The organism is Roseateles sp. P1_C6 (assembly GCF_056406315.1).
Map to the genome: position 1 here is coordinate 166,187 of NZ_JBFUAK010000012.1, position 26,261 is coordinate 192,447.

Consider the following 26,261-nt stretch of genomic DNA (forward strand, 5'->3'; position numbering starts at 1 on the left):
CTGAACGGTGCGGCCCGCCGTCCGGCCTCCTAGACTGGCCCGATGGACACCACCACCGCCCCGCCCGCCGGCGCGTTGCGCCGTTTCGACGACCTGCCCGGCCCGCGCGGCGTGCCGGTGTTTGGCAACCTGCTGCAGTTGGACTCGACGCGGGTGCACCAGCAGGTCGAGGCCTGGTGCGAAACCTATGGGCCGATCTTCAAACTGCGCCTGGGCAAGCGCCGCCTCGTCGTCGTCGGTGACCACGAGCTGATCAGCACGGCGCTGCGCGACCGGCCGGACGGTTTCCGGCGCACGGCCAAGCTGGAGCAGGTCGGCAGCGAGATGGGGCTGAACGCGGGTCTGTTCGCGTCGAACGGCGAGACCTGGAAGCGCCAGCGCCGCATGGTGATGGCCGGCTTCGACCCGGTGCATGTGAAGCGCTACTACCCGTCGCTGCTGCGCGTGGCCGAACGCCTCATCGCCCGCTGGCAGATCGCTGCGCGCGATGGCAGCCGTATCGAGCTGCAGGCCGACCTGATGCGCTACACGGTGGACGCCGTCGCGGGCCTGGCCTTTGGCGAAGATGTCAACACGCTGCAGTCCGACGAGGACGTCATCCAGCAGCACCTGAACCGCATCTTCCCGATGCTGTTCAAGCGCATGTTCTCGCCCTTCCCCGTCTGGCGCTGGTGGCCATCGGCCGAGGACCGGGCGCTGACGCACAGCGTGGCCGAGATCGATGTCGCGGTGCAGGGCTTCATCGCCAAGGCGCGCGCTCGCCTGGCGGCCGACCCGGCCTTGCACGACCAACCGAGCAACCTGCTGGAGGCCATGCTGGTGGCCGCCGACGCGCCGGACAGCGGCATCGACGATGCCCAGGTGGCCGGCAATGTGCTGACCATGCTGTTGGCCGGCGAGGACACGACGGCCAACACGCTGGCCTGGATGATCTGGCTGCTGTGGCAGCACCCCGACGCGCTGGCCCAGGCGCGCGCGGAGGTGGACCGCGTGCTGGGCGACGCGACGTTGCCGGACCTTGCGCAGCTGGCCGCGCTGGACTTCGTCGAGGCCTGCGCGCACGAGACCATGCGGCTGCGACCGGTTGCGCCCATCAACACCATGCAGGCGTTGCACGACACGCGCGTGGGCGATGTCGAGATCCGCCAGGGCATGATCGTCATGGCGGTCATGCGGCGCGACGCCACCAGCGAGCGCCACCTGCCCAACGCCGCGGCCTTCGACCCCGCGCGCTGGCTGGCCGATGCGCGCCAAGCCGGCGCGGCCAAGCGGCTGTCCATGCCCTTCGGTGCCGGGCCGCGCATCTGCCCGGGGCGCTATCTGGCGCTGATGGAGATCAAGCTGGCCATCGCCATGCTGTTGCGCCATTTCGACATCACGGCGGTGGACACGCCCGACGGCCAGGCACCGCGCGAGCTGCTGCAGCTGGCGATGGGGCCGGTGGGCTTGGCGATGCGGCTGCGATCGCGCGACTGAGCGCTTCGCCGCGCGGTTGGCCACAATGCCGCGCTTCGCACCCCTTCCTGAGGAGACACCCATGTTCAACCACATCATGGTGGGCACCAACGACATCGAGCGCAGTAAGCGCTTCTACGACGCCGTGCTCGCCACGATCGGCGCGCCCGAAGGCTTTCGCAACCAGGCGGCCTCGGGGCACCAGCGGCTGTTCTACCGCCATGCAGGTGGCACGTTCTGCGTGAGCCAGCCCATCAATGGCGAGCCGGCCTGCCATGCCAATGGCGGCACCATCGCCTTCAAATGCGAATCGGCCGAGCAGGTGAAGGCCTTTCACGACGTGGCAGTGGCGCAAGGCGGCCAGTCCATCGAGGAACCCCCCGGCCTGCGTGACAGCAACCTGGGCCCGATGCACCTGTCCTATGTGCGCGACCCGGATGGCAACAAGCTCTGCGCCATCCACCGCGTCAAGGCGGCCTGAGCCGGTCACCCGGCGCCATGAAAAACGCCGCCCGAGGGCGGCGTTTCTGTCCTCAGCGGGCGTTCCTCAGAACATCGCCTTGAACTGCACGCCGTACGTGCGCGGGTCGTTGATGAACCCGGTCAGGTTGTTGAAGTCGATGGCGCCCGTCACGCGGATCTGGTTGGTCACGTTGCGCACGAAGCCGGCGGCCTCGTACTTGCCGTTGCCCCACAGGTAGCCCACGCGCACGCCGCCTTCGGTCAGGGCCTTGCCGGTGAACTCGGTGGCCTCGTACAGGAAGAAGTTGACCTTGGAGCGGTAGGCCCAGTCGGTGTAGACGTAGACCTCGTCGCCGCTGGCCAGCGGGATGCTCCAGCGCGCCGTCAGGTTGTAGGTCCACTTGGGCGCGTTGGGCAGCGCGTTGCCGTCGACCATCGCGTTGCCGCCCACGACCGGGTCCAGCACGGTCGGGAAGGCGCCGTTGACCTTCAGCGAGCCACCCGGCGGCACGCCCAGACCGGGGTCCTTGAGCTTGGTGTTGTTCAGCGAGCCACCCATGGTGACCGTCAGGTCGGGCGTGATCAGCGCCTCCAGGTTCAGCTCGGCGCCGTTGCCGGTGGCTTTCCTGGCGTTGAGCAGGCGCGTCGCGTTGACGCTGCCGCCCACGGCGGTCAGCTGCAAGTCCTTGACGGTGTAGCTGAACAGCGAGCCCGACAGGCGCAGCGTGCGCTTGAGCAGTTCGCTCTTGAAGCCGACTTCGTAGCTGTTGATGCTCTCCGGGCCGGCCTGCGACTGCGGGCCGAAGGCCGACGCGTTCTGGATGGACGAGGCGCGGAAGCCGTTGGCGTAGCGGGCGTAGAGGTTGGTGTCGGCGTCCAGCTTGTAGCTGACCGACAGGTCGCCGCTCCACTTGCCGTCGCTGGTGGCGGCCGTGGTGCCGTTGGCGGCGTTGACGGTGCCAGTGGTGACCAGGTTCTTCTTGTCGTGCGTGTAGCGCAGGCCGGCGCGCAGCTGCAGCTCGCGGCTCAGGTCGTAGTTGATGGAGCCGAAGCCGGCATAGGCCTTGTTGCTCTGGCTGGTCAGGATCTCGCTGCGCACGGCGTGCGTGGCGGGGTCGTAGTCGAGGTTGTCGATGACGTACTTTTCATCGAACAGGTAGACGCCGGCCTGCCAGCGCAGCGGGCCGGTGGCGTTGGACTCGACGCGCACTTCCTGCGACAGCTGGCGGTGGCCGTCCATGCGGCTGGCCGTCTCGCTCTGGAACGGGATGAAGCCCGGGCCCGCGGGCGTGGTGCCCACGGCCGCGTGGCCGCCGTCGATGTCGCCGCGCGAGAAGGGCTTGACCTTCTCGTAGCCGCTGATCGAGTAAATGTTGATCTCGGGCAGCGACCACTTCAGGCGCAGGCTGCCGCCGGTCTGCTTCAGCGTCTGCTCGTTGACGCCGCCGATCTCCATCTTCTCGCGGTCGAACCCGTCGACCAGGTCGTTGGTGCCGCGCTTGATGATGTTGGCGCGGAACAGTCGCGGGCTGCCGTCCAGGTCGCGCACGTGCAGGTTGGCCAGCGCGCTGAACTGCTTGTGCGGCTCGAACAGCACTTGCGCGCGCACGGCGTTGTCGCGGTAGCCCTCGGTCTTGGGCGTGGGCTGGCCGTCCAGCGTGTTCTTGGCCCAGTCGCTGCGGCGCTGGCTCTGCGCGGAGATGCGCGCGGCCCAGTCGCCGCTCAAGGGCAGGTTGGCCGCGCCTTCGAGGTTGACGGTGCCGTAGTTGCCAACGGTGACGCTGGCGTAGCCGTCCTGCTTGTGGCTGGGCTTGACGGAGTCGAACTTGACGACGCCGGCCGGCGTGTTGCGGCCGAACAGCGTGCCCTGCGGGCCGGCCACCACTTCCACCGCGGCGGTGTCGAAGATGGGGAAGCCCTTCAGGATGGGGTTCTCCTGGATCACGTCGTCGACGACCACGCTGACGGGCTGCGACGCGTTCAGGCGGAAGTCGGTGTTGCCGTAGCCGCGAATGTAGAAGCGCGGGAAGGCGCGCCCGAAGCTGGACTCGATGTTCAGGCTGGGCACGCGGCCCGACAGGAAGCGCAGGTCCTGGCCGCCGGAGGCCAGCACGTCGAGCTTGTCGCCGCTGATCTTGGAGACGGCGTTGGGCACGTCCTTGATGTTCTCGGCACGGCGCTCGGCCGTGATGACCACGGTTTCAAGCTGGCTGCGGTCCTTGGCCGGGGCTTCCTGGGCCAGGGCGGGCAGGACGGTGCTCAGGGCGAGGGCCATGAGGCTGAGGCGGGGTGCGTTCATCAAACAGCGGCTCCAGAAAGGAAAGCGGCCCCAACTGCAGGGCCGGCGGCGATTGTGCGGCGCAGCATGCGAGCTGCCGGCTGTTGCGGCGCCGGTGTTGCGCAAGTCTGACGGGGTAGTCAGTTTGCAGACGGGCGATGCTGGTGCCCCTGCACCGGTGCCGTGCCGCGGCGCACGAGAATGCGGCGCATGCAACGCCGCCCCCTCCTTGCCGGCCTGGCCTTCGCGCCCCTGGCCACCCGCAGCCTCGCCGCCTCGCCACCCGACTTCGCCGCGCTGGAGCGCGGCGTGCAGGGCCGCCTGGGCTTCTTCGCCGTCGACACCGCCACCGGCCGCTCGCTGGCGCACCGCGCCGACGAGCGCTTCGCCATCGCGTCGACCTTCAAGATCCTGCTGGCCGCGCGTGTGGCCCAGGGCGTGGAGGGCGGGCGCTGGCAGTGGAACGACGAGGTCGCGCTGCACAAGAGCGAGCGCGTGCCGCACTCGCCCGCGTTCGACCGCTTCCTGCCCCGTGGCCGCGCGACGCTGGCGGAGCTGGTGCAGGGCATCGTCGTGGAGAGCGACAACCCCTGCGCCAACGTGCTGCTGCGCCACTGCTGCGACTCGCCGGCCGGCCTGACGATGTGGCTGCGCCAGCAGGGCGACGAGGTCACGCGCCTGGATCGCTGGGAGACCGAACTCAACGAGAACGCGCCCGGCGACGCGCGCGACACCAGCACGCCGCGCGCGTTCGCGAAGACGCTGCAGCACCTGCTGCTGGGCAGCGGCCTCACGCGGCCCAACCAGGCGCGGCTGTGGGCCGACCTGCAGGCCTCGCAGACGGGGCTGAAGCGCTTGCGCGCCGGTGTGCCGGGCGCGGACTGGCGCGTCATCGACAAGACCGGCACGGGCTTTCGCGGCGCGGTCAACGACGTGGCGCTGGTGTTCCCGCCCGGGGGGCGCTCGCCCTGGGTCGTCGTGGCGTTGCAGTCGGACGCCAAGGCCTCGACGGACGACTTGTCGGCCGTGCACGCCGACGCGATGCGCCTGCTGGTGAAGGCCTGGGCCTGACATGAGGCCCCCACGCTCGCTTTGCGCGCTCCCAGCGGGGCGCGTCAGCGCCTTCGGGCGGCCGTGAGGCGCTGACCCGTGACCGCCAACGCCAGCCGCCGCCAGTACGAGGCGCGCATGCACCGCGTGCAGGCCCACATCGACCGGCACCTGGACGCGCCGCTGGACCTGGAGGCGCTGGCCGCCGTGGCGCACTTCTCGCCGTACCACTTCCACCGGCTGTTCCTGGCCTGGATGGGGGAGACGCTGGGTGACTATCTCGCGCGCCGCCGGCTGGAGAAGGCCGCCCAGCGGCTGCGCGGCCAGCCGGGCTCGACGGTGCTGAGCATTGCGCTGGGCGTGGGCTATGGCTCGGCCGAGGCGTTCTCGCGCGCATTCAAGGGGCGCTTCGGCTGCTCGCCGACGCAGTGGCGCAATCTCGATCAGGGCGACAGCAATCTGGATCAGGGCGGCGCCTGGGAGGCGGCGGAGCATGGCTTCACCCGCAACCCCGACTCAGGAACTCCCGTGAACGTCCGCCTCATCGACCACCCGCCCGTGCGCATGGGCTATCTGCGCTACCAGGGCCCGTTCGGCCCCGCCCTCGGCCGCTTCTGGGCCGAGACCTTCAACCCGTGGCTGGCGCAGCAGAACCTGGGCCCGGTGTCGCGCTTCGGCATCGGCCACGACGACCCCAGCCTCGTGCCGCCCGAGCAATGCCGCTACGACGCCGGCGTGGCCGTGCCCGAGGCCTGGGTGCCCAACGGCGGCGCGCTCGTCACCGAGCTGCCCGGCGGTCGCTACGCGGCGCTGGACTTCGAAGGCACGGCCGCCGAGATCGGCGCGGCCTGGGCGGCCATGCTGGGCCAGTGGCTGCCGTCCAGCGGCCTGCAGCTGGACGCGCGGCCCTGCTTCGAGCACTATCGGCCCACGTCGAAATTCGACTACCGGACGGGCGTGTTCGATTGCGAGCTCTGCATCCCCGTTGCGCCGCTGTGACGCGGCCCGCTCTTGCGGGCCGAGACTGGGCGAGGGGTCTCATAGCTGCGCGAACTCGCTGACCGTGCGGTCGCGCCCGCCCTGCTTGGCCTTGTAGAGCGCACGGTCGGCGCGGTCGATGGCCAGGTGCAGGTCCTCACCGGGTGCGCACTCGGCCACGCCGGCCGAGAAGGTGATGTGCAGGCCGGGCACGACGGCGTCGAAGGATGTGGCGGCCAGGGCCTCGCGCAGGCGCTCGACCAGGGCCGCCGCCGTGTCGGCGCTGTCCCGCGGCGTGACGACGAGGAACTCCTCGCCACCCCAGCGGCCGGCGAAGTCGGTGCTGCGCAGCGCGGCCTGCAGCGTGAGCGCGAAATGACGCAGCACGGCGTCGCCCGCCGCATGGCCGTGGTTGTCGTTGACGGCCTTGAAGTGGTCGATGTCGATCAGCACCAGGCTCATCGTCTGGCCGCTCTGGCGCTGGTTGAGCTGCTCCGCCGCCAGCCTCTCGCCGAGGTGGCGGCGGTTGCTGATGCGCGTCAGTTCGTCGTGGTGGGCCAGGTACTGGATGCGCTCCAGCGCCGCGTGCAACTCGGCGGTGCGCTTGCCGAGCTTGGCGCGCAGCCGCGACATGTTGGCCGACAGCACCGACACCGCCGTCATCAGGATGGCCGCGAACGTGAAGTGCAGCGCCTCGACCGCCGGCGGGAACTGCGCCGGGTCGGTGACGGCGCCATAGCCCATCGCCGCGCCCAGTGCCGCCAGCCCGAACAGGTAGAGCCCGAAGGCCTGGCGCTGCGACAGCACGAACATGCCCCAGACCAGGTTGAGCAGCATGATGGCGATGATGGCGCCGCGCAGCGGCGGGTCGATCGCATAGCCCCAGGCCGTGATGAGGGCGCCGAAGACGGATTGCGACAGCGTCAGCGACGAGTCGGCCCCCAGGTGGCGGCTGAGGCCACTGCGCACGAGCAGGTAGAAGGCCGTGATGCCGGCCAGGCTGACCCCGCACAGCCACAGCGCGGGCGCGGGCCGCATCAGGCCCAGCATCACCTGCACCGCCACGTTCAAGGCGAACAGGCCGTACACCGTCAACGCCAGCAGCGTCAGCTTGACCGCGCCGCGTCCCTGGCCCCCGCGGCCGAGCAGCCAGTCCGTCCAGCGTGAGGGCGCTGGCGAGAGGTGGGGTGCGGGCTGGGGCACGGCGTGGGTTGGGCGATGAGCGCCGGCGAGGATAGCGGCCGGCGTGCCGCCGTGGGGCCGGGACACAGTTCGTTGCACGGCGAAGCATGGCAGTGCCCGTGCCGCCCAAGCTGAGGGCATCCCATCACTCACGGAGCACCGCCATGGCCCACATCACCTGCTTCATCCGCTACGAACTTGACCCGGTCCAGCGCGAGGCCTTCCGCGAATACGCGCAGGCCTGGGGCCGCATCATTCCGCGCCTGGGCGGCCGGCTGCTGGGTTACTGGCTACCGCACGAGGGCACGAACTACGAGGCCTGGGGCCTGGTCGGCTTCGACTCGCTGGCCGCCTACGAGGACTACCGCACGCGGCTCAAGGCCGACCCCGAGGCGCGCGCCAACTTCGCGTTCGCGCAGGCGCAGCGCTTCATCCTGCGCGAGGAGCGCACTTTCTGTGAGGATGTGCAGCCATGATCGCCGTCATCTTCGAAGTCCAGCCCACCGAGCCAGGCCGCCAGGCCTACCTGGACCACGCCGCCGCATTGAAGCCGCTGCTGGAGCGCATGGATGGCTTCATCTCCGTGGAGCGATTCCAGAGCCTGACCGAGCCGACCAAGCTGCTGTCACTGTCCTTCTGGCGCGACGAGGACGCGGTGCGCGGCTGGCGCGAGATGGAGCGCCACCGTGAGGCGCAGGCCGCGGGACGTGGCGGGCTGTTTCAAGACTACCGGCTGCGGGTCGCCCATGTCGTGCGTGACTACGGGCTGAACGAGCGCGAGCAGGTGCCGCGATGAGCGGCGAGCCGCGCCTGGCCCGTGTCGCCGCCGCGATCGCCGACCCGACGCGGGCGCGCACGCTGGCGCGGCTGCTCGACGGCCGGCTGCACACGGCGGGCGAGCTGGCCACGCACGCCGGCGTGGGCGCGGCGACGATGTCGGCGCACCTGAAGCTGCTGGTCGACGAAGGCCTGGCCCGCGTGCGGCCGCAGGGGCGGCACCGCTACTTCGGCCTGGCGGACGGCGACGTGGCGCATGCGCTGGAGGCGCTGCTGCGCGTCGCCGATGGCCGCGACGCCGGCCCCGCGGCCGACGTGAAGCGCTGGCAGAAGCCGCAGATGCGCGGGCTGCGGCATGCGCGCAGCTGCTACGGCCACCTGGCCGGCGAGCTGGGCGTGCAATGGCGCGAGGCCTTGCTGGCCAAGGGTTGGGTGACGGCGGCGCCGGACGGGCGGTATGAACCGAGCGACGCCGGCCGAGAGGCGTTGGCGGCGCTGTCGCCAGAGGGTGTGGCCCTGACGGGCCGCGTGCTCTACGACTGCGTCGACTGGTCCGAACGCCGCGATCACTTCGCCGGGCCGCTGGCGGTGGCGTGGCTGGAGGCGATGGTGGCCAGGGGCTGGTTGCAGCGCGTTGCCGAGACGCGGGAGCTGGCGGTGACGCCCGTCGGGCGCCTGGCGCTGGTGGATGCGTTGTTGCGCTAAAACTCCGGCCCATGAGCACGACCCCCCGCACCCGACCCGCCACGCTGGCCGACCTCGACGTCCTCGCCACGCTCTTCGACGCCTACCGGCAGTTCTACGAGCAGGCGCCCGACCTGGTCACGGCCCGCCGCTTCATCCGTGACCGCTTGGAGAAGTCGGAATCCGTCATCCTGCTGGCCTTGGACAATGCCCAGCAAGCCGTTGGCTTCTGCCAGCTCTACCCGGTTTTCTGCTCCATCGAGGCCCGGCGCACCTACCTGCTGTCCGACCTGTTCGTGACGCCGCAGGCCAGGCGCGCGGGTGCCGGGCGGGCACTGCTGCTGGCGGCGGAACGCCACGCGCTGGAGAACGGCCGGGCCAAGCTGGAGCTGACGACCGCCCGGACCAACAAGACCGCGCAGGCCGCCTACGAGTCGCTGGGCTGGCAGCGGGACGAGGTCTACCTGGCTTACAGCAAGCGTGTGGCGGCCTGACATGCTGGCGATGCGCCCAACCGGCGAAACGCCGCCGCGACCAGTTCGTCGGCCGCTTGACCCTGCTGGAGAATGCGGGCCAAAGGGAGCGTACCGATGAAGAAGATGATGTGTGTGGCGGCGCTGTGCCTGGCGGCACTGCAGGCCGTGGCGGCCGACGCGACGGCGCCTTACCCGGTGTCGGTGTGGACGCGGGTGTTGTTTGGCGTGGACGGCAAGCCGGCCGAGTACACGGTGGTGGACGAGGACAAGTACCCCGCCAAGTTCGTGGAGAACGTGAAGTCGCGCGTGGCGCAGGCCAAGATCCAGCCACCGGTGGTGGATGGCAAGCCGGTCACGATGCGGTCGGGCGTGGAGATGCGGTTCACCGTGACGCCCAATGCCGACGGCGGCGGCTCCGTGCGGGTCGACGGGCTGTCGGTCGGGCCCATCCCCCTCAACAAGTCGCTGGCCAACTACCCGGCCGACATCGCCGCCAACGGCGGCTGGGAAGGGCAGGTGCTGGGCATCTGCACGGTGGGCATCAACGGGCGCTGCAAGACCGTCGACGTGGTGGCGCAGGCGGGCATGCCGGACAGCGTGCGCCGCTATGCCAAGGCCTCGCTGGACGGCTGGGTGTTCGAGCCGCAGCTGGTGGACGGCAAGCCCGTCGAGTCCGAATACCGCCTGCTGATGTATCTCAACACGCTCGATTCGACGCCGGAGGATTTCCGCCAGGACAAGTTCGAGCGGCTGCTGAAGAAGAAGTGAGAATTCAAACCATGGCTTGGCTGCTGCTCGTCATCGCGGGCCTTCTGGAAGTCGGTTGGGCCATCGGCCTGAAGTACACCGAAGGCTTCACCCGCCCCTGGCCCACGGTGCTGACCGTGGGCGCCATGGTGCTTAGCGTGGGGCTGCTGGGCGTGGCGATGAAGACGCTGCCCGTGGGCACGGCCTATGCGGTCTGGGTGGGCGTGGGCGCGGTGGGTACGGCGGCGCTGGGCATCGTGCTGTTCGGCGAGCTGGCCAGCGTCGGCCGCTTGCTGAGCCTGGGGCTGATCGTGGCCGGCATCGTGGGGCTGAAGCTGGCGTCGTGAACTAGCGCTTGGGCTTGGGCGGCACGAGCAGGGCGCCGCGCTGGTTCGGGCCGGCCAGCTGCAGCGTAATGCGGTGCGCGATGAGGCGCAGGCAAGCAGGGCCGCGACGGCGAGGCCGCGCCCCCTACACGGCCTGGGCCGGCACGTTCCACCGCCGCGTCACGTCGCCACGCTGGTTGACGCTTTCCAGCTGCACGCCAAAGCCCCACAGCCGGCCGACATGCTTGAGCACTTCCTGCGCGCTGTCGTGCAGCGGGCGGTTGAGGTGTTGCACGTGGCGCAACGTGAGGGACCGGTCGCCGCGCAGGTTGACGTTCCAGACCTGGATGTTGGGCTCGCGCGTGGACAAGTCGTACTGGCGCGACAAGGCCTGGCGCAGGTGGCGGTAACCGACCTCGTCGTGGATGGCGGAGATCTCGTACTCGCTCTTGGTCTCGTCGTCGAGGATGGAGAACAGGCGGAAGTCGCGCATGATCTTCGGGCTCAGGTACTGGCCGATGAAGCTCTCGTCCTTGAAGTTGCGCATCGCGTGGTCCAGCGTGGGCAGCCAGTCGCTGCCGGCGATGTCGGGGAACCAGTCGCGGTCCTCATCCGTCGGGTTCTCGCAGATGCGCTTGATGTCGGTGTACATCGCGAAGCCCAGCGCATACGGGTTCAGGTTGGCGCCCGGGTGCTGGTAGACGACGTTGGTGTGGGACTTGAGCCACTCGATCATCATGCCGTCCGACAGGTAGCCGTCGTCGTACATCTGGTTCAGCAGGCGGTGATGCCAGAAGGTGGCCCAGCCCTCGTTCATGACCTGGGTCTGGCGCTGCGGGTAGAAGTACTGCGCGATCTTGCGCACGATGCGCACGACCTCGCGCTGCCAGGGCTCCAGCAGCGGTGCGTTCTTCTCGATGAAGTACAGCAGGTTCTCCTGCGGCTCGTCGGGGAAGCGGCGGGTCTCGGCGGCTTCGTCGGGGCGGTCGGCCTTGCGGGGCAGCGTGCGCCAGAGGTCGTTGATCTGCGACTGGGCGTGCTGCTCGCGGTCCTTCAGGCGGGCACGCTCTTCGGCCAGCGACAGTTTGGCGGGGCGGCGGTAGCGGTCGACGCCGTGGTTCATCAGCGCGTGGCAGCTGTCCAGCAGCGTCTCGACGGCATCGACGCCGTAGCGCTCCTCGCAGTCGGCGACGTAGTTCTTCGCGTAGACCAGGTAGTCGATGATGGACGAGGCATCCGTCCACATGCGGAACAGGTAGTTGCCCTTGAAGAAGCTGTTGTGGCCGTAGCAGGCGTGGGCGATGACCAGGGCCTGCATCGCCAGCGTGTTCTCCTCCATCAGGTAGGCGATGCAGGGGTCGGAGTTGATGACGATCTCGTAGGCCAGGCCCATCTGGCCGCGCTTGTAGCCGCGCTCGGTGGCGATGAACTCCTTGCCGTAGCTCCAGTGCCGGTAGTTGACCGGCATGCCGACGGACGCATAGGCGTCCATCATCTGCTCGGCGGTGATGACCTCGAGCTGGTTGGCGTAGGTGTCCAGACCGAAGCGCTCGGCCGTGTCCTTGATGACGGTGTGGTACTCGTCGATGAGCTCGAAGCTCCAGTCATTGGGAGACGGCAGCGGTTGGCTGGGTCGCTGGGCCAGCGGCCTCATGCGCTGCAGCGGCTGGCGCTGGCGGCGCTCGGGTGTGCCACGCGGCGGGGTGGCGGCGCGTTCCGGATGGCGACGGTCCTCTTTACAGCTCATGTTTGCCCCTCGTCCAACGGGTCCGTCGGCCGATCCCCCGAGGGGATACGGTCCGGCCTGGGAGCGGCCCGGCGCTCGGACCTCATGCCGAAGCCCCTTCCTTTTTGAACAGGTCACGGAAGACCGGATAGATCTCCGACGCTTCGACGGCCTTGCGCATCGCGAAGTGGCGCGCATCGTCGGCAAGCTTCTGGTATTCCTCCCAGAGGTTCTGCTCGGGCTCGGCCACCTGCACGTAGGCAAAGTAGCGGCACAACGGCAGCAGCTTCTCGGCCAGCAGCTCGCGGCAGCGGCCGCTGTCGTGGTGCCAGTTGTCGCCGTCGCTGGCCTGGGCGCCGTAGATGTTCCATTCGGTCGGCGAGTAGCGCTCCTTGATGATCTGCTCCATCAGCACCAGCGCGCTGGACACGACCGTGCCGCCGGTCTCGGTGGCGTGGAAGAAGTTCTGCTCGTCGACCTCCTGGGCCTGCGTGTGGTGGCGGATGAAGACGACGTCGATCTTCTCGTAGTGCCGCGTCAGGAACAGGTACAGCAGGATGAAGAAGCGCTTGGCCAGGTCCTTGCGGCCTTCGTCCATGGAGCCGGACACGTCCATCAGGCAGAACATGACGGCGCGCGTCGTCGGGACCGGGATGCGCACGCGCGAGCGAAAGCGCAGGTCGATAGGGTCCAGGAAGGGGATGGCGTTCAGGCGCTCGCGCAGGTGTTGGATGCGCTCGCGCGTTTCCAGCAGCAGGCGCGGGGTCTCGGGGCGGTCTTCCTTCAGCAGCTCGGCTTCGCGGGCTTCCAGCTCGTGCAGCTCGCGGCGCTTGTCCATGCCCAGCGCAATGCGCCGGCCTAAAGCGCCGCGCATGGAGCGCACGACGTGCAGGTTGGTGGGCGTGCCGTCGGACACGTAGCCGGCGCGCTGGCTGCGCCACTCGGGCGTGTCGGCCAGCGTCGTGCGGGCGAGGTTGGGCAGGGCCAGGTCCTCGAAGAAGACCTGCATGAACTCTTCCTTGCTCAGGTGGAAGACGAAGTCGTCCTCACCCTCGCCGGAGTCGCTGGCTTCGCCACCACCGCCACCACCACCCTGCCCGCCCTTGGGCTTGGCGATGCGGTCGCCCTTCACATACTCCTGGTTGCCTGGCCGCACGACCTCACGGATGCCGCCGTCGCCATGGCCGAAGACGGGCTCGTTCAAGTCCTTCTTCGGGATGTGCACGTCTTCGCCGCGCTCCATGTCGCGGATGCCGCGGCCGTCCACCGCGCGCTTGACCGCCTCGCGGATCTGCTCCTTGTGGCGGCGCAGGAAGCGCTCGCGGTTGCCAATCGACTTGTTCTTGCCGGAGAGGCGCCTGTCGATGATCTGTTGCAGGGACATCAAGCGACCTGCTTTCTTAGCTGGACTTCCTCACGCGCAAATACCACTCGCACAACAGCCGCACCTGCTTGGCCGTGTAGCCCTTGTCCACCATGCGCTGCACGAAGTTCTCGTGCTTCTTGGCGTCCTCGGCACTGGCCTTGGCGTTGAAGCTGATGACGGGCAGCAGCTCCTCGGTGTTGGAGAACATCTTCTTCTCGATGACGGTGCGCAGCTTCTCGTAGCTGGTCCACAACGGGTTCTTGCCCGCGTTGTTGGCGCGCGCGCGCAGCACGAAGTTGACGATCTCGTTGCGGAAATCCTTGGGGTTGGAGATGCCCGCCGGCTTCTCGATCTTCTCCAGCTCGGCGTTCAGCGCCACGCGGTCGAACACCTCGCCGGTGTCGGTGTCGCGGTACTCCTGGTCCTGGATCCAGTAGTCGGCATAGGTCACGTAGCGGTCGAAGATGTTCTGGCCGTATTCGCTGTAGCTCTCCAGGTAGGCGGTCTGGATTTCCTTGCCGATGAACTCGGCATAGCGCGGCGATAGCTGCTCCTTGATGAAGCCGACGAACTTCTCTTCAAGCTCCTTGGGGAACTGCTCGCGCTCGATCTGCTGCTCCAGCACATACATCAGGTGCACGGGGTTGGCCGCCACTTCCGCCGAGTCGAAGTTGAAGACCTTGGAAAGGATCTTGTAGGCAAAGCGCGTGCTGATGCCGCTCATGCCCTCGTCGACGCCGGCGTAGTCGCGGTACTCCTGGAAGCTCTTGGCGCGCGGGTCGGTGTCCTTCAGGTTCTCGCCGTCATAGATCTGCATCTTGGAATACAGCGACGAGTTCTCGGGTTCCTTCAGCCGCGTGAGCACGGCGAACTGGCTCATCATCTTCAGCGTGCCGGGGGCGCACTTGGCCTCGGCCAGCGACGAGCCGCGGATCAGCTTCTCGTAGATCTTGACCTCCTCGCTGACGCGCAGGCAGTAAGGTACCTTGACGATGTAGACGCGGTCGAGGAAGGCCTCGTTGTTCTTGTTGTTGCGGAAGGTCTTCCACTCGCTCTCGTTGCTGTGCGCCAGCACGATGCCGTCGAAGGGAATCGCGCCGAAGCCCTCGGTGCCCTTGTAGTTGCTTTCCTGCGTGGCGGTCAGCAGCGGGTGCAGCACCTTGATGGGCGCCTTGAACATCTCGACGAACTCCAGCAGGCCCTGGTTGGCCAGGCACAGGCCGCCGGAGTAGCTGTAGGCGTCGGGGTCGTCCTGCGCATAGGTCTCGAGCTTGCGGATGTCGACCTTGCCGACCAGCGAGCTGATGTCCTGGTTGTTCTCGTCGCCCGGCTCGGTCTTGGCCACGCCGATCTGCTTGAGCACGCTGGGGTAGCGCTTGATGACCTTGAACTTGCGGATGTCGCCGCCGAACTCGTCCAGGCGCTTGACGGCCCAGGGGCTGAGCACGCGGTTCAGGTAGCGGCGCGGGATGCCGTAGTCGCGCTCCAGCAGCGGGCCGTCTTCGACGGGGTCGAACAGGCCGAGCGGTGACTCGTTCACCGGCGAGCCGGCCAGCGCATAAAAGGGCACGTGCTCCATCAGCTGCTTGAGGCGCTCGGCGATGGAGCTCTTGCCGCCGCCCACGGGCCCCAGCAGGTAGAGGATCTGCTTCTTCTCTTCCAACCCTTGGGCCGCGTGCCTGAAATAGGACACCACCTGCTCGATGGCTTCTTCCAGGCCGTAGAACTCGGCGAAGGCCGGGTAGATCTTGATGGTCTTGTTGGCGAACAACCGCGAGAGGCGCGGGTCGTTGCGCGTGTCGAGCATCTGCGGCTCGCCGATGGCCTGCAGCATGCGCTCGGCGGCCGAGGCATAGGCCAGCGGGTTTGACTTGCACTCGGCGAGGTAGTCCTCCAGCGAGAGCTCCTCCACCTTGCTGCGCTCGTAGCGCTTGGAAAAATGGCTGATGACGTCCATGCCGACCTCCTGCGGTTTGAACCCACGGGGCCGCGAGCACGATCCGTGCCCGAGGGAACTGGGGGGTTCTGATCGCGCCTCAACTGCAAGGCGTCATCAGAACTCTCCACTCGTCATGTCCGCAGCTTGATGCTGCCGACCGCTGCTTGATCTCAAGAATAAGCCGCCGTACGACCACCAACAAACAAGCGACGTTTTTCGTTGACAGGGTGCCGGTCCAGCATACGCCGGCGGATCAGGCAAGACCTGGCACTTTTCGGGCAAACCACACGAACATGGGGGCCTTGTGGCGGGCTGCTGACAAGCTGCCGGTGAAGAACTGTTGCGATCGCAGCAGCTGCGCCAAACGCCTCGGGCCGAGCGTGCAAACCATGCGGCGCCCTTGCCGCGTGCCCTAGTGTTGGATGCTTTGTCCGCGGCCTGTTGTCAGACGCCGCCGCATTGCGCGGCACCCGCCCGGCGCACCACGCGTGAGTGCCGCAGGACGACCCCGCGGTTCAGCCGGCGCGCAACTTGTCGAGGATGCCGGACAGCGCGTCCAGCGAGTCGAAGTGGATGGCCAGCTCGCCGCTCTGACCGCCGCGCTTGCCGCGCTTCTTCACACGCACCTCGACGGTGGCGCCGAGCGCATCGGCCAGCTCTTCTTCCAGCCGCAGCACGTCGCGGCTCTTGTCGCTCTTCACACGCAGCAGCGGCGCCTGGCGGGCGGCGCCCTGGTGCTTGGCGACCAGCTTCTCGGCTTCGCGCACGCTGAGCTTCTTGGCGGCGATCTCGCTGGCCGTCGTGATCTGCGTGGCGCCGTCCAGCGGCAGCAGCGCGCGGGCATGGCCCATGTCCAGGTCGCCGGCCATCAGCATGTTCTGCACCGGCGCTGACAGGTTCAACAGGCGCAGCAGATTGCTGGCCGCGCTGCGCGAACGCCCGACGGCCTGCGCCGCCTGTTCGTGCGTCAGGCCGAACTCGTCGGTCAGGCGCTTCAGGCCTTGCGCTTCTTCCAGCGGGTTGAGGTCTTCGCGCTGGATGTTCTCGATCAGCGCCATCGCGGCGGCCGACTCGTCGGGCACCGCCTTCACCAGCACCGGCACCTCGCGCAGGCCGGCAAGTTTTGCGGCACGGAAGCGCCGCTCGCCGGCAATGATCTCGTAGGCCACGCCGCCGTTGGGCGTGATCGGCCGGACCAGGATGGGCTGCATGATGCCCTGGGCCTTGATGCTCTCCGCCAGCTCGTACAGCGAGCCCTCGTCCATGCGCGTGCGCGGCTGGTATTTGCCGGCCTGCAGCTGTTCGAGCTTCAGCGCTGAGGGCAAGTCGGTGGCGGGTGCCTCACTGACTTTGGGGCCCAGCAGGGCTTCCAGGCCGAGGCCGAGGCCTTTGGGTTTCTTCGTTGCCATGGGCGCGGATTGTCCTTCAGCGCTTGGTGAGGTCGTCGAGCAGCGCGCGCCCCTCGGCCCAGTCGCCCAGGCCGGATTCGGAATTCAGATGACCCCGCGGCCCGGCGATGACGACGCTGCTGCCCCAGTCGGCCGCCATCTGAGTGCTGCGCTCGGCCGCGCCAAAAGGGTCGTCGCTGCTGATGACGGTGATGCTGGGGAAGGGCAGGCGCGGGCGGCGGATGGGGCGCCAGCCGTGCAGCTGGGGCGGCATGTCATCGCGCTCGGTGTCGGGTGGAGCGACCAGCAGGGCGCCCTTGACGCGGCCCGTGTGCTGCGAATGCTCGGCCCAGGCGGCCACCAGCTGGCAGCCCAGCGAGTGGGCGACCAGCAGCGCCGGCGCGTCGTTCTGCAGCAGCACCTCGTCCAGCCGGGCCATCCAGTCGCCGCGCCGGGGCCAGTCCCAGTCGTGCTGCTCGACGCGCTGGTCGCCGTGCAGGCGCTCCCAGCGGCTTTGCCAGTGGTCGGGGCCGGAGTTTTGCCAGCCGGGGAGGAGGAGGATGCGCGGCGTTTTCATTGCCGCTGACTTTAGATCGGGGTGCGCGGCGTGACGGCCGCGCCACCCCGTGGCGGCCTTACTTTTTGGCCAGGGGCACGTAGCTCAGCTTCTCCACCTCGGCCTGTGCCTTGGCGGCGTCCTCGAGCTGCAGCACGATGCGGCCGACCAGCAGGCCCATGCTGGGCGAGGTGCGCACGTACTTGGTCTCGCCGGCGTCCAGCGTGAAGGACAGGGTCTTTTCGGTTTCGGTGGAAGCCGCGGCCGAGAAGCTGCCCGCCGGGCGGTCCACGTAGAAGAAGCCACCCGGCTTGGACGAACCCACGACTTCGTTGTTCAGGCGGATGTCGGGCTGGATGGCCGCGCCGAACATCGAGTCGGAGCGGAAGAAGTAGACGCGGCCTTCGCCGGCCTTGATGACCGGGATGGTCTTGGACATTTCGGCAAACTTCGGGCCGGACGCGCAGCCGGAAAGGATGGCGGTGGCGGCCAGCGCGCTGGCGAGAACGAAACGACGAATCACAGGGTATCTCCGATAGCTAAGGGGACGGGGGCATCGAGGGCGGCGTAGTTGGCTTCGCCCGGCAGGTAGAAACCCACCAGCTTGCCGCCCGAGATCACGAGGTAGGCCTCGTGCACTTGACGGCCCTCGATGGTGAGGACCGAATCCAACGGGCGGAAGACTTGCCCCTGGGCGATGCTGCCCACCTGACGCCAACGGCTGTCGGGCTTCAGGCCGCGCTTGTAGCCGGTCGGCAGCACGATGAGCGCTTCTCGCTCCAGCCGGATGACCTTGGCGGGCTGTTCGACGACCGGGCTGAGCTTGCTGCTCTCGGTACGCACCGCGCTCGCGCAGCCGCACAGCAGCGCCATGGCGACGCAACCCGTCGCCCAGCCCATGCGTGGGAACGACATATCAACCTCCCTGTTCATTTTTTTCGGGCGCGAGGATAGCCGCCGTGGTGAGGCGCCCCGACCCCCGGCGCGGTAATTCCGCACCGTCTATGCTTCGTACTTTCCCGGGGGGCGGGCCCCCAAGCAAGGAAGTGGCGATGACTTATCGAGTGTTTGTTGACGGCCAGGAAGGCACGACGGGCCTGCGCATTCACGAGTACCTCACGGCGCGGTCCGACATCGAGGTGTTGAAGATCGACGCCGACAAGCGCAAGGACCCGGCCGAGCGTTCGCGGCTGCTGAACGCGGCGGACGTGGCCTTCCTGTGCCTGCCCGACGTGGCCTCGCGCGAGGCGGCGTTCATGATCAACAACCCCAACACCTGCCTCATCGACGCCAGCACCGCCCACCGCACCGCACCGGGCTGGGCCTTCGGCCTGCCGGAGCTGGCCCGCGGCCAGCGCGGCGCCATCCAGGCCAGCAAGCGCATCTCCAACCCGGGCTGCCATTCCAGCGCCTTCATCCTCGGCGTGCGCCCGCTGGTGGACGCCGGCCTGCTGCCGGCCGACGCGGCCGTCACTGCGACGTCCATCACCGGCTACTCGGGCGGTGGCAAGTCCATGATCGCCGAGTACGAGCAGCAGCCGCTGCCCGCGCACCTGCAGGCGCCGCGGCCCTACGGCCTGGGTCTGAAGCACAAGCATCTGCCGGAGATGAAGGCCCACACCGGGCTGGCCAACCCGCCGGTGTTCATGCCCATCGTCAGCACCTTCTACAAGGGCCTGGCCGTCAGCGTGCCGCTGCACCTGAGCCAGTTCAAGCCCGGCACGACGCCGGAGCAGATCCAGGCGGCGCTGGCCGCGCACTACGACGGCGAGCGCTTCATCAGCGTGAAGCCGCTGCGCGACGCGGCGACGCTGGAGACGGGCTTCTTCGACGTGCAGGCCTGCAACGACACCAACCGCGTGGACATCTTCGTGTTCGCGTCCGACACCCAGGTGCTGGTCGTCACACGCCTGGACAACCTCGGCAAGGGCGCCAGCGGCGCGGCCGTGCAGTCGATGAACGTGCACCTGGGCATCGAAGAAAGCCTCGGCTTGGTCTGACCATAAAACATGGCGTTGCGCGGGAGCGCAGCGTCGCGATACTCCGCGGTCTTGATGAAGGCCGACAGGAGGACTGCCCGTGAGCACATCCGGCAGAGCGCAGAAGAGCAAGCCGCCGCCCGAGCATGAGCGGCTGCTGCAGGGCGTGCACATCGCGTCCATGGGCGACGCGCTGGGCGTGCCGCTGGCCAGCGTGGACGTTCGCTCGCGCCAGAGCATGGCGCAGCAGGCGCTGCGCTGGACCTATGTGCTGCGCTCCCGCCAGCGCTGGGTGCGCGAGGCCAAGGTGCGCGAGCAGCATCAGACCGACGCCGCCCAGACGCTGCAGATCCTGGGCCTGAGCGACGACCAGCTGCAGGCGCTGGGCGAGGCCTCGACGCTGGTGGTGCGCGTGCCCTACCAGCACGAGGCGCTGTGCTGGGAGGGGCGCATCTTCCCGTGGGAATACGTGCTGGCCGCGGCCACGCGCGAGCAGCGCCGCAGCGCGGCCAAGGGGCCGAGGCCGCTGACGGTCATCCGCGAGCTGCAGGTGCAGCACGAGGTGGCGGGCGAGTGGCAGCCGGTGCCGCGCGGCGCCGTCGTCTTCCCGGCGTGGAAGGACTTGCGCGTGCTGATCGTCAACGCGCTGCCGACCGAGCTGTGCGAGCGCTGGACGGTCGACGCCGAGGTGAAGAACCTGAGCGCGGCGCTGCCGGCCGACGTGCCGGCGCCGCGCGTGCTGAACTACCCGAGCCTTGAGGAGCTGACCGCCGAGCTGGCCGCGCGGCCGCCGCATCTGCTGCACTTTGCGGGCATGGACAGCCACCAGGGCCTGCGCGAGCTGGGCACGGTCATCGGCAAGACGGCGCTGGTGGAGGCGCCCGATTCGGACGAGGCCGGCGCGGCCAGCCGCGTGCAGCTGGTTGACGACTTGCTGGCCGATTCGCGCCGCGTGCTGGACGGCCTGCTGCTGCGCGGCGCGCAGGGCTATCCGCGCCTGGTGCATGCCCAGGCGCTGGCCCAGGCGTTTGCTGTGGCGGTCGGTGAGACGCCGCCGTACCTGACGACGCTGAACGTGTGGAACAGCGCCGCACGGCTGGCACCCATGCTGATCGCCGAGGGCGCGTCGCGCGCCGCGCTGGGCTTTCAGGACGCCTTCGACGACTCGCTGGCCGAGTACACGCTGACGCAGCTGCTGCGCCACCTGTTCGCCGGCGGCTTCAACCTGCCCGCGGCCTTTGCCAGCGTGTGGGAGGAGGTGCGGGCGCTGCCGGAGTCGGTGGATGCGACGGGCGTGACGCTGTGGCTGGACGGGCCGGTGTTCGTCGACCCGGGCACGCAGGCGCTGCACCAGGCGCGCGCCCGCGAGTTGGTCGAGGCGGCTGCCGAACCGGCCACGCCAGCGCGAGCCTCGGCCGAGGTGCGCTGCGAGATCGAGCCGTTCCCGGAGCTGAACTACGCGGTGCTGCACAACGCCCAGCCGCTGTTCCGCCGCTTCGTGCTGAGCTGCGAGGCGCCGCTGCGGGCCGAGCCGCTGGACGTGGAAGTGGCCGTGCACATGGGCAACGAGGAGGCGCGCTACGAGCGGCGTGTCGTCATGCGCCATGAGCGCGAGAACCTGACCAAGGACATCCACGTGCCGCTGACGGCCGACGTCGCGCGTGGCGTGCATGAGGCCATCAACACGAGTCTCCAGGTGCGCGTGCGCCAGGGCGACAAGCTGCTGTATCACGACAGCCACCGGCTGCGCCTGCTGCCGGTGGACCAGTGGCGCGACAACCGCCGCGATGGCCAGTGGCTGCCGTCCTTCGTGCTGCCGCGCGACCCGGCCGTGGTGCGTGCGCTGTCGCAGTCGCAGCGCTACAACCGCGTGCTGCGCGATGACCCGACGGCGGGCTTCGAGGGCTACCAGTGCGTGCCCGACAGCGCCGTGCCGGCCAGCGGCCGCATCGCCGAGGAGCTGCTGCGCGGCGTGGACCGGCAGGTCGAGGCCATCTGGGCGACGCTGCTGCACGACTGGCAGCTGGGCTACATCAACCCGCCGCCCAGCTACAGCAAGCAGCTGGACTCGCAACGCCTGCGCATGCCGTCGGCCGTGCAGGCCGAGCGCGCGGGCACCTGCATCGACCTGGCGCTGCTGTTCGCGGCCTGCCTGGAGCTGGTGGACATCTACCCGGTCGTGTTCCTGCTCGAAGGCCATGCGCTGCCGGGCTGGTGGCGCCACCCGTCCTTCCGCGAGGAGTACATGCAGATGACCGGCAACTACAGCGGCGCCGTGCAGGCGGACGCCAGCGGCAGCTCGGCCGCCAATGCGCAGGCCGTGCCCTGGCACGCCGGGCGCGCCAGCTGGGACGAGGTGCGCGGTCTCATCCTGGACCGCAAGCTGGTGCCCATCGAGACCGTTCGGCTGACCGAGCACTGCGGCTTCGTCGAGGCCATCGAGGCCGGCGTGGAGGCGCTCAGCGACCGCACGGACTACGACTCCATGCTGGACATCATCACGGCGCGGCAGCGCCAGATCACACCGTTGCCGTTGTTGAGGGACCTGCCATGAGCAGCGCTGCAAGCCAGGCGCTGTGGGCCGAGGTCGGCGAGCAGCTCGAGGTCGCCGCGCCCGGAGGCGAGGCGGCGCGCGCGCCCATCCAGCAGCGCCGCCGCCGCGGCTTCGACGCGCAGGCCGGCGACGGCCGCGCCGCCGTGCGGCTGCTGCGCGACGATGGCCTGCTGCGCTGGGTCTACGAGCCACCGGTGCGCCAGCTGGGCGTGCAGGGCCGGCGCAGCTGGCGGGCCTTCAGCGCCGACTCGCGCGAGACCGTGCAGCGCATCGCCTTCCCGGAGCTGGGCGAGAACGCCGTCACCACGGGCCTGGTCAAGCTGGACCGCCACCTGAACCCGGTGCTGGCCGAGCTGGCCGCGCCAACCCAAGGCCTGCGCCGCTGGGACGGTCAGGCCTGGGCGCCGCTGCCGGCCGGCTTCCTGGCCGCGCTGAAGGGCCGCGTGCTGGTGCTGGTGCACGGCACCTTCAGCGCCAGCGCGATGTACGCCAAGGAGTTCGCCGCGACGGCCGATGGCGAGGCCTTGTTCGAGCGCCTGAACGACACCACCGGCACCTACGCCGCGGTGCTGGCCTTCGACCACCCGACGCTCAGCGTCGCGCCGTGGCTGAACGCCTTGGCACTGCGCGACGCGCTGGCCACCTGCCCGGCCGAGCTGGACTTCGTCGGCCACAGCCGCGGCGGCCTGGTCATCTCCTGGCTGCTGCGCATGGCGCCGGAGCTGCGCGCTCGCCAGGCGCTGCTGGTCGGTGCGCCGCTGGCCGGCACGTCGCTGGCCGCACCCGACAAGCTGCGCCAGGCGCTGGACACGCTGGCCAGCTTTGCCGACGCGGTGGCCGAGGCCGCGTCCAAGGCCGGCAAGGTCGCGCCGCCAGGGCTGCAGCCGCTGGCGCTGGGCGTCAGCGGTCTGGCCTGCGTGCTGGGCAAGGTGCTGGAGCTGGGCGCCCGCACGCCGCTGGCCGACGCGGCCGTGGGCCTGGTGCCTGGGCTGCTGGCGATGGGGCGTGTCGGCAACAACCTGGAGCTGGCCCAGCTCTACCCGCTGCCGACCGGCGCCGAGGTGCGCGCCATCGGCGGCAGCTTCATGCCCAGCGAGGTCAACGAGCCGCTGTGGAAGGTGTGGAAGCGCGTGACCCACCTGAAGGGCCAGGCGATGTACTACGGCGCCGACCTGATCTTCGACCAGCCGAACGACCTGGTCGTCGACAGCGCCGCCATGAACCGCCTGGGCGACCTGACGCTGGCCGCACCGCATTGGGAGGATCTGGGCGTCAGCGCGGAGACGCATCACACGAACTACTTCCAGGATCTGCGCGTGCTGAGCTGGCTGGATGGGCGGCTGCGCTGAAACGGCGTCGTCACGCAACGCCAGAACGGTTCAGGGAGGCCATGTGATCGCATTTCGAATCACCCTCAACGGGCAACATCTGGCAACGGCGGGACTGCAGGACGAGCACGTGCTCAACGCCATCGTCAACTCGGTCGCCGGCGTGAGCGCGGCGGGCGACGCGTTACAGCATGTCTGGATGCATCTGGGCGGCCTCATTCGCGGGGCGGTCTCGCGCGATGGCCGGCATGTCAGTTGGCTCGAAGGCGGCCGTCTGGACTTGTCGGTGGGTGACCAACTGTCCATCGAGGTCGTGGAGGTCGAGGCCGCCGACCCGCCGATCGAGGCGTAGGCGGCTGCGCCGCGTATTTCAGGAGAGCAGATGTTTGACCACGTCAAATTCGGCGTCAGCGACTACGCCGCGAGCAAGGCCTTCTTTCTCCAGGCCCTCGAACCGCTGGGCATCAAGGGCGGCGCGGAAGGCGCGCCGTCATACGGCATCGAGCTTGTCGTGAAGGGCCAGGTGGCCACGCTGTGCCTGTTTCAGACCGAGGAGAAGCCTGCACACCTGCACCTCGCGTTCATGGCCCAGACGCGCGAGCAGGTCGACGCCTTCTATCGCGCAGCGCTGGCGGCGGGCGGCCAGGACAACGGCCCACCAGGGCTGCGCTGCAAGTACCACGCGAACTACTACGCCGCGTTTGTCATCGGGCCGGACGGGCACAACATCGAGGCGGTCTGCCACGCGCCGGCGGGCTGACAGCTCCCCGCCTGCTGTGTCAGCGGCGGCCCTGACACAGCAGCACGCGTAGCAGCATCCGCTGTGCCTTTGCGCCGGCGTGGGCGGAACCTATCGTGACCCCATCGCGTCACGAAGAGCCCGCCATGCTGCGCACCATCCGCTGGATTCCGAGACCCGCTGTCGAGGGCGTGGTCCCTCGCTGGGGCGCATGGCTGCGGCGCGTATGGGACGAACGCGGCGTGGACGACGACGAGCGCTTGCTGCGCGAAGCCAGGGATCTCGCCGACCTGGAAAGGCGGCTGCGACGCCAGGAGCGTGGCCGGCCCGAACGCTTTGGCCCGCTTCCGCCCACCCCTTGAACGCGCCCTGGTCAGTACGCCTGCGAGACCAGGTCGCTGTCCCGCATCACGCGCGCTGCCGGCTGGGCCACGGGCCACAGTGCGCGCAACCTTGAGAGGGCCGCCGCTTCGTGCAGGCCTTCGGCGAGCAGCGTGGCCACGCTGGAGAGGAACTCGGCGCGGGGCACGCCGCCAGGCTGCGAGGCCCGCACCGGGCTCTGGCGCTCCGTGCGCGACGGCTGGGCGACATCCAGCACTTCGATGGCGGCGCTGGCCCATCGCTTCCTGACCGACATCGTGCAGGCAGGCATGCCGCCGTCGATGACCGGCCTTCCCCGTGGTGCATTTGGTGGCGCCAGCGTCGGCCCGGCGGAAACGTTGAAGACCGCGCCGCCGTCCCGCTTGCGAAGGTGGGGCAACAGCGCGCCCGTCAGATGCTGCAGGCCCAGCCGGTGGGCTTCCAGCTTCTCGTCGGTGTCGTCATCGGCCAGCAACGCCTGCAGCCCGGGCAGGTGCCTCACCGGGAAGGCGATCGACAGGGTGACGAGCATGTTCAGGCCCGGGCAGGTCGCCGCGATCTGCTCGCAGAAGCCGGCCACGCTCCACGGGTTGGCCAGATCAAGGTCGACGGCATGCATGCCGGGGTTGGCGCGGGCCACGGCCTGGGCGGCGCCGGGCTCGCCGCCGAAGACGATGACCTCGTTGCCCAGCCGGCACAGCAGTTCGGCCAGGCCGCGACCGATGCCGTGGGTGGCGCCGGCGACGAGTATGGTGTTGCCTGTCATCTTCATCATGCGACCTCCTTGAGCGAAGGCCCGCATTGAATCGGCTGACGGCGAAATCGAGCAGCCAATTCCGGTCGTGTGATTGCACGATTCGCCCATCGTGAAGACGACGCGGGCTGGACCGTGCTCCCGCCCCCGGGCCGATAGCCCAAAACCGCCAGGCTCTTGCACGATTCCGTCATTCGACGCGCGGTCCCCTTGAGCCGGCCCGGCACACCGGGTACGGTCACGGCATGGGTTCACTCGAGACATTGCAGGCGCTGATCCAGCGCCACGCCAACGCGGGCGACCGCAGCGCGGGCGATGTGTTCGCGGCGGCGGCGCAAGCCCCCACGGACATGCAGCACCACGTGATGGAGCCGACTTTCGTCGTCGTCGCCCAGGGCGCCAAGCGCGCGATGCTGGGCGACGAGGTGTTCGAGTACCGCGGCGGCCAGTTCCTCGTCGTCGGCGTGGACCTGCCCATCGCCGGCGGCGTCATCGAGGCGAGCCCCGAGCGGCCTTACCTGGCCGCGAAGCTGACACTGCAGGCGGCCACGATCTCGTCGCTGCTGCTGGAGATGGACCCGGCGGACATGCCCGCGGCCGAGCCGGCGGGCTTTGCCGTCAGCGACGCGCCCGAGGAATTGCTGGACACCGTCGTGCGCATGCTGCGGCTGAAGGACTCACCGCGCGACGCCGCCGTGCTGGGCCCGCTGCTGGAGCGCGAGCTGGTGTGGCGGCTGTTGCACGGCGCGCAGGGCGCGATGGTGCGGCAGATCGGCCTGGCCGATAGTCGGCTGTCGCAGATCGGGCGCGCCATCCGCTTCATCCGCGCCCACCACACCGAAGCCATCTCCATCCCGAAGCTGGCCGACATGGTGGCGATGAGCGAGTCGTCCTTCCACCGGCACTTCCGCGGCGCGACGACCATGAGCCCGCTGCAGTACCAGAAGCTGATCCGGCTGCAGGAGGCGCGGGCGCGCATCATGGCGGACGCGGGCGACGTGGCGGCCATCGGCTACAGCGTCGGCTACGACAGCCCCTCGCAGTTCAGCCGCGAGTACAGCCGCCTGTTCGGCGCGCCGCCGGGGCGGGACAAGCTGCGGCTGGGGCAGAGGGCGGTCGGGGCTTAGGCGGGCCGCGGGCGGCACCGCTGCTGCCAT

The 26,261-nt window shown here is 69.1% G+C and carries 27 protein-coding genes; 17 read left to right on the forward strand and 10 right to left on the reverse strand.

The window, feature by feature from the left end:
* Window positions 1-42 precede the first annotated feature (42 nt).
* Window positions 43-1,476: a cytochrome P450 gene (locus AC1D29_RS24990; protein ID WP_477902590.1), complete on the forward strand. Its 1,434-nt coding sequence runs from the start codon at window positions 43-45 to the stop codon at window positions 1,474-1,476.
* 61 nt (window positions 1,477-1,537) lie between these two features.
* Entirely contained in the window at window positions 1,538-1,936 is a 399-nt protein-coding gene (locus tag AC1D29_RS24995) for a VOC family protein (protein WP_477902592.1), read from the forward strand.
* A 66-nt stretch (window positions 1,937-2,002) separates the two neighbouring features.
* On the opposite strand, the gene AC1D29_RS25000 is transcribed toward AC1D29_RS24995, so the two are convergent.
* Entirely contained in the window at window positions 2,003-4,216 is a 2,214-nt protein-coding gene (locus AC1D29_RS25000) for a TonB-dependent receptor (protein WP_477902594.1), read from the reverse strand.
* 189 nt (window positions 4,217-4,405) lie between these two features.
* Between AC1D29_RS25000 and bla the strand changes: the two genes are divergently transcribed.
* Together bla and AC1D29_RS25010 are read left to right on the forward strand one after the other, a co-directional pair.
* Entirely contained in the window at window positions 4,406-5,266 is an 861-nt protein-coding gene (gene bla / locus AC1D29_RS25005; RefSeq protein WP_477902596.1) for a class A beta-lactamase, read from the forward strand.
* A gap of 78 nt (window positions 5,267-5,344) precedes the next feature.
* Window positions 5,345-6,244 carry an AraC family transcriptional regulator gene (locus tag AC1D29_RS25010; protein WP_477902598.1) on the forward strand — a complete coding sequence of 300 codons (900 nt, stop codon included), beginning with the start codon at window positions 5,345-5,347 and terminating at the stop codon, window positions 6,242-6,244.
* 39 nt (window positions 6,245-6,283) lie between these two features.
* On the opposite strand, the gene AC1D29_RS25015 is transcribed toward AC1D29_RS25010, so the two are convergent.
* Entirely contained in the window at window positions 6,284-7,426 is a 1,143-nt protein-coding gene (locus AC1D29_RS25015) for a GGDEF domain-containing protein (protein ID WP_477902601.1), read from the reverse strand.
* 143 nt (window positions 7,427-7,569) lie between these two features.
* On the opposite strand from AC1D29_RS25015, the gene AC1D29_RS25020 reads away from it, so the two are divergent.
* From AC1D29_RS25020 to sugE, 6 genes are all read left to right on the forward strand, one after another.
* Window positions 7,570-7,881: an NIPSNAP family protein gene (locus AC1D29_RS25020; protein WP_477902603.1), complete on the forward strand. Its 312-nt coding sequence runs from the start codon at window positions 7,570-7,572 to the stop codon at window positions 7,879-7,881.
* On the forward strand, window positions 7,878-8,201 hold the full coding sequence (locus tag AC1D29_RS25025; protein WP_477902605.1) for an antibiotic biosynthesis monooxygenase family protein: 324 nt from the start codon (window positions 7,878-7,880) through the stop codon (window positions 8,199-8,201). Before AC1D29_RS25020 ends, AC1D29_RS25025 begins: the two co-directional genes overlap by 4 nt.
* Window positions 8,198-8,887, forward strand: a complete 690-nt coding sequence (locus AC1D29_RS25030; protein ID WP_477902607.1) for an ArsR/SmtB family transcription factor — start codon at window positions 8,198-8,200, stop codon at window positions 8,885-8,887. Before AC1D29_RS25025 ends, AC1D29_RS25030 begins: the two co-directional genes overlap by 4 nt.
* 11 nt (window positions 8,888-8,898) lie before the next feature.
* Window positions 8,899-9,360, forward strand: coding sequence for an N-acetyltransferase family protein (locus AC1D29_RS25035; RefSeq protein WP_477902609.1), 462 nt, complete (start codon window positions 8,899-8,901; stop codon window positions 9,358-9,360).
* A 96-nt stretch (window positions 9,361-9,456) separates the two neighbouring features.
* Window positions 9,457-10,110, forward strand: coding sequence for an energy transducer TonB (locus AC1D29_RS25040; RefSeq protein ID WP_477902611.1), 654 nt, complete (start codon window positions 9,457-9,459; stop codon window positions 10,108-10,110).
* Window positions 10,111-10,121: 11 nt separating this feature from the next.
* Window positions 10,122-10,436: a quaternary ammonium compound efflux SMR transporter SugE gene (gene sugE / locus AC1D29_RS25045; RefSeq protein ID WP_477902613.1), complete on the forward strand. Its 315-nt coding sequence runs from the start codon at window positions 10,122-10,124 to the stop codon at window positions 10,434-10,436.
* A gap of 124 nt (window positions 10,437-10,560) precedes the next feature.
* On the opposite strand, the gene AC1D29_RS25050 is transcribed toward sugE, so the two are convergent.
* The 7 genes from AC1D29_RS25050 to AC1D29_RS25080 form a co-directional block, all read right to left on the reverse strand.
* Window positions 10,561-12,069 carry a SpoVR family protein gene (locus AC1D29_RS25050; RefSeq protein ID WP_477902897.1) on the reverse strand — a complete coding sequence of 503 codons (1,509 nt, stop codon included), beginning with the start codon at window positions 12,067-12,069 and terminating at the stop codon, window positions 10,561-10,563.
* Between the two features lie 175 nt (window positions 12,070-12,244).
* Window positions 12,245-13,525 (reverse strand): YeaH/YhbH family protein, encoded by a 1,281-nt coding sequence (locus AC1D29_RS25055; RefSeq protein WP_477902615.1) that lies wholly within the window; start codon window positions 13,523-13,525, stop codon window positions 12,245-12,247.
* 16 nt (window positions 13,526-13,541) lie between these two features.
* A complete protein-coding gene (locus AC1D29_RS25060; protein WP_477902617.1) occupies window positions 13,542-15,464 on the reverse strand; it encodes a PrkA family serine protein kinase in 1,923 nt (640 codons plus the stop codon).
* Between the two features lie 497 nt (window positions 15,465-15,961).
* The gene (locus AC1D29_RS25065; protein ID WP_477902619.1) at window positions 15,962-16,855 is read right to left on the reverse strand and encodes a ParB/RepB/Spo0J family partition protein; all 894 of its coding nucleotides are present in this window, start codon (window positions 16,853-16,855) and stop codon (window positions 15,962-15,964) included.
* A 16-nt stretch (window positions 16,856-16,871) separates the two neighbouring features.
* Entirely contained in the window at window positions 16,872-17,411 is a 540-nt protein-coding gene (locus tag AC1D29_RS25070; protein WP_477902621.1) for an RBBP9/YdeN family alpha/beta hydrolase, read from the reverse strand.
* A 58-nt stretch (window positions 17,412-17,469) separates the two neighbouring features.
* A complete protein-coding gene (locus AC1D29_RS25075; RefSeq protein ID WP_477902623.1) occupies window positions 17,470-17,913 on the reverse strand; it encodes a DUF2846 domain-containing protein in 444 nt (147 codons plus the stop codon).
* Entirely contained in the window at window positions 17,910-18,305 is a 396-nt protein-coding gene (locus tag AC1D29_RS25080; protein WP_477902625.1) for a hypothetical protein, read from the reverse strand. The genes AC1D29_RS25075 and AC1D29_RS25080 overlap by 4 nt, the downstream gene beginning before the upstream one ends.
* A 137-nt stretch (window positions 18,306-18,442) precedes the next feature.
* Between AC1D29_RS25080 and argC the strand changes: the two genes are divergently transcribed.
* The 6 genes from argC to AC1D29_RS25110 all read left to right on the forward strand — a co-directional run bounded on the left by argC (window position 18,443) and on the right by AC1D29_RS25110 (window position 24,352).
* A complete protein-coding gene (gene argC / locus AC1D29_RS25085) occupies window positions 18,443-19,390 on the forward strand; it encodes an N-acetyl-gamma-glutamyl-phosphate reductase (RefSeq protein ID WP_477902627.1) in 948 nt (315 codons plus the stop codon).
* 79 nt (window positions 19,391-19,469) lie between these two features.
* Complete coding sequence (locus AC1D29_RS25090; RefSeq protein WP_477902629.1) at window positions 19,470-21,923, forward strand: hypothetical protein; 2,454 nt, start codon at window positions 19,470-19,472, stop codon at window positions 21,921-21,923.
* Window positions 21,920-23,272, forward strand: a complete 1,353-nt coding sequence (locus AC1D29_RS25095; protein ID WP_477902631.1) for an esterase/lipase family protein — start codon at window positions 21,920-21,922, stop codon at window positions 23,270-23,272. Before AC1D29_RS25090 ends, AC1D29_RS25095 begins: the two co-directional genes overlap by 4 nt.
* A gap of 43 nt (window positions 23,273-23,315) precedes the next feature.
* Window positions 23,316-23,603 carry a hypothetical protein gene (locus AC1D29_RS25100; RefSeq protein ID WP_477902633.1) on the forward strand — a complete coding sequence of 96 codons (288 nt, stop codon included), beginning with the start codon at window positions 23,316-23,318 and terminating at the stop codon, window positions 23,601-23,603.
* Window positions 23,604-23,633: 30 nt separating this feature from the next.
* Window positions 23,634-24,011, forward strand: coding sequence for a VOC family protein (locus tag AC1D29_RS25105; RefSeq protein WP_477902635.1), 378 nt, complete (start codon window positions 23,634-23,636; stop codon window positions 24,009-24,011).
* 125 nt (window positions 24,012-24,136) lie between these two features.
* The gene (locus AC1D29_RS25110) at window positions 24,137-24,352 is read left to right on the forward strand and encodes a hypothetical protein (RefSeq protein ID WP_477902637.1); all 216 of its coding nucleotides are present in this window, start codon (window positions 24,137-24,139) and stop codon (window positions 24,350-24,352) included.
* A gap of 11 nt (window positions 24,353-24,363) precedes the next feature.
* On the opposite strand, the gene AC1D29_RS25115 is transcribed toward AC1D29_RS25110, so the two are convergent.
* Window positions 24,364-25,125: an SDR family NAD(P)-dependent oxidoreductase gene (locus tag AC1D29_RS25115; RefSeq protein ID WP_477902639.1), complete on the reverse strand. Its 762-nt coding sequence runs from the start codon at window positions 25,123-25,125 to the stop codon at window positions 24,364-24,366.
* A gap of 224 nt (window positions 25,126-25,349) precedes the next feature.
* On the opposite strand from AC1D29_RS25115, the gene AC1D29_RS25120 reads away from it, so the two are divergent.
* On the forward strand, window positions 25,350-26,231 hold the full coding sequence (locus AC1D29_RS25120; RefSeq protein ID WP_477902641.1) for an AraC family transcriptional regulator: 882 nt from the start codon (window positions 25,350-25,352) through the stop codon (window positions 26,229-26,231).
* The last annotated feature ends 30 nt before the right edge of the window (window positions 26,232-26,261 follow it).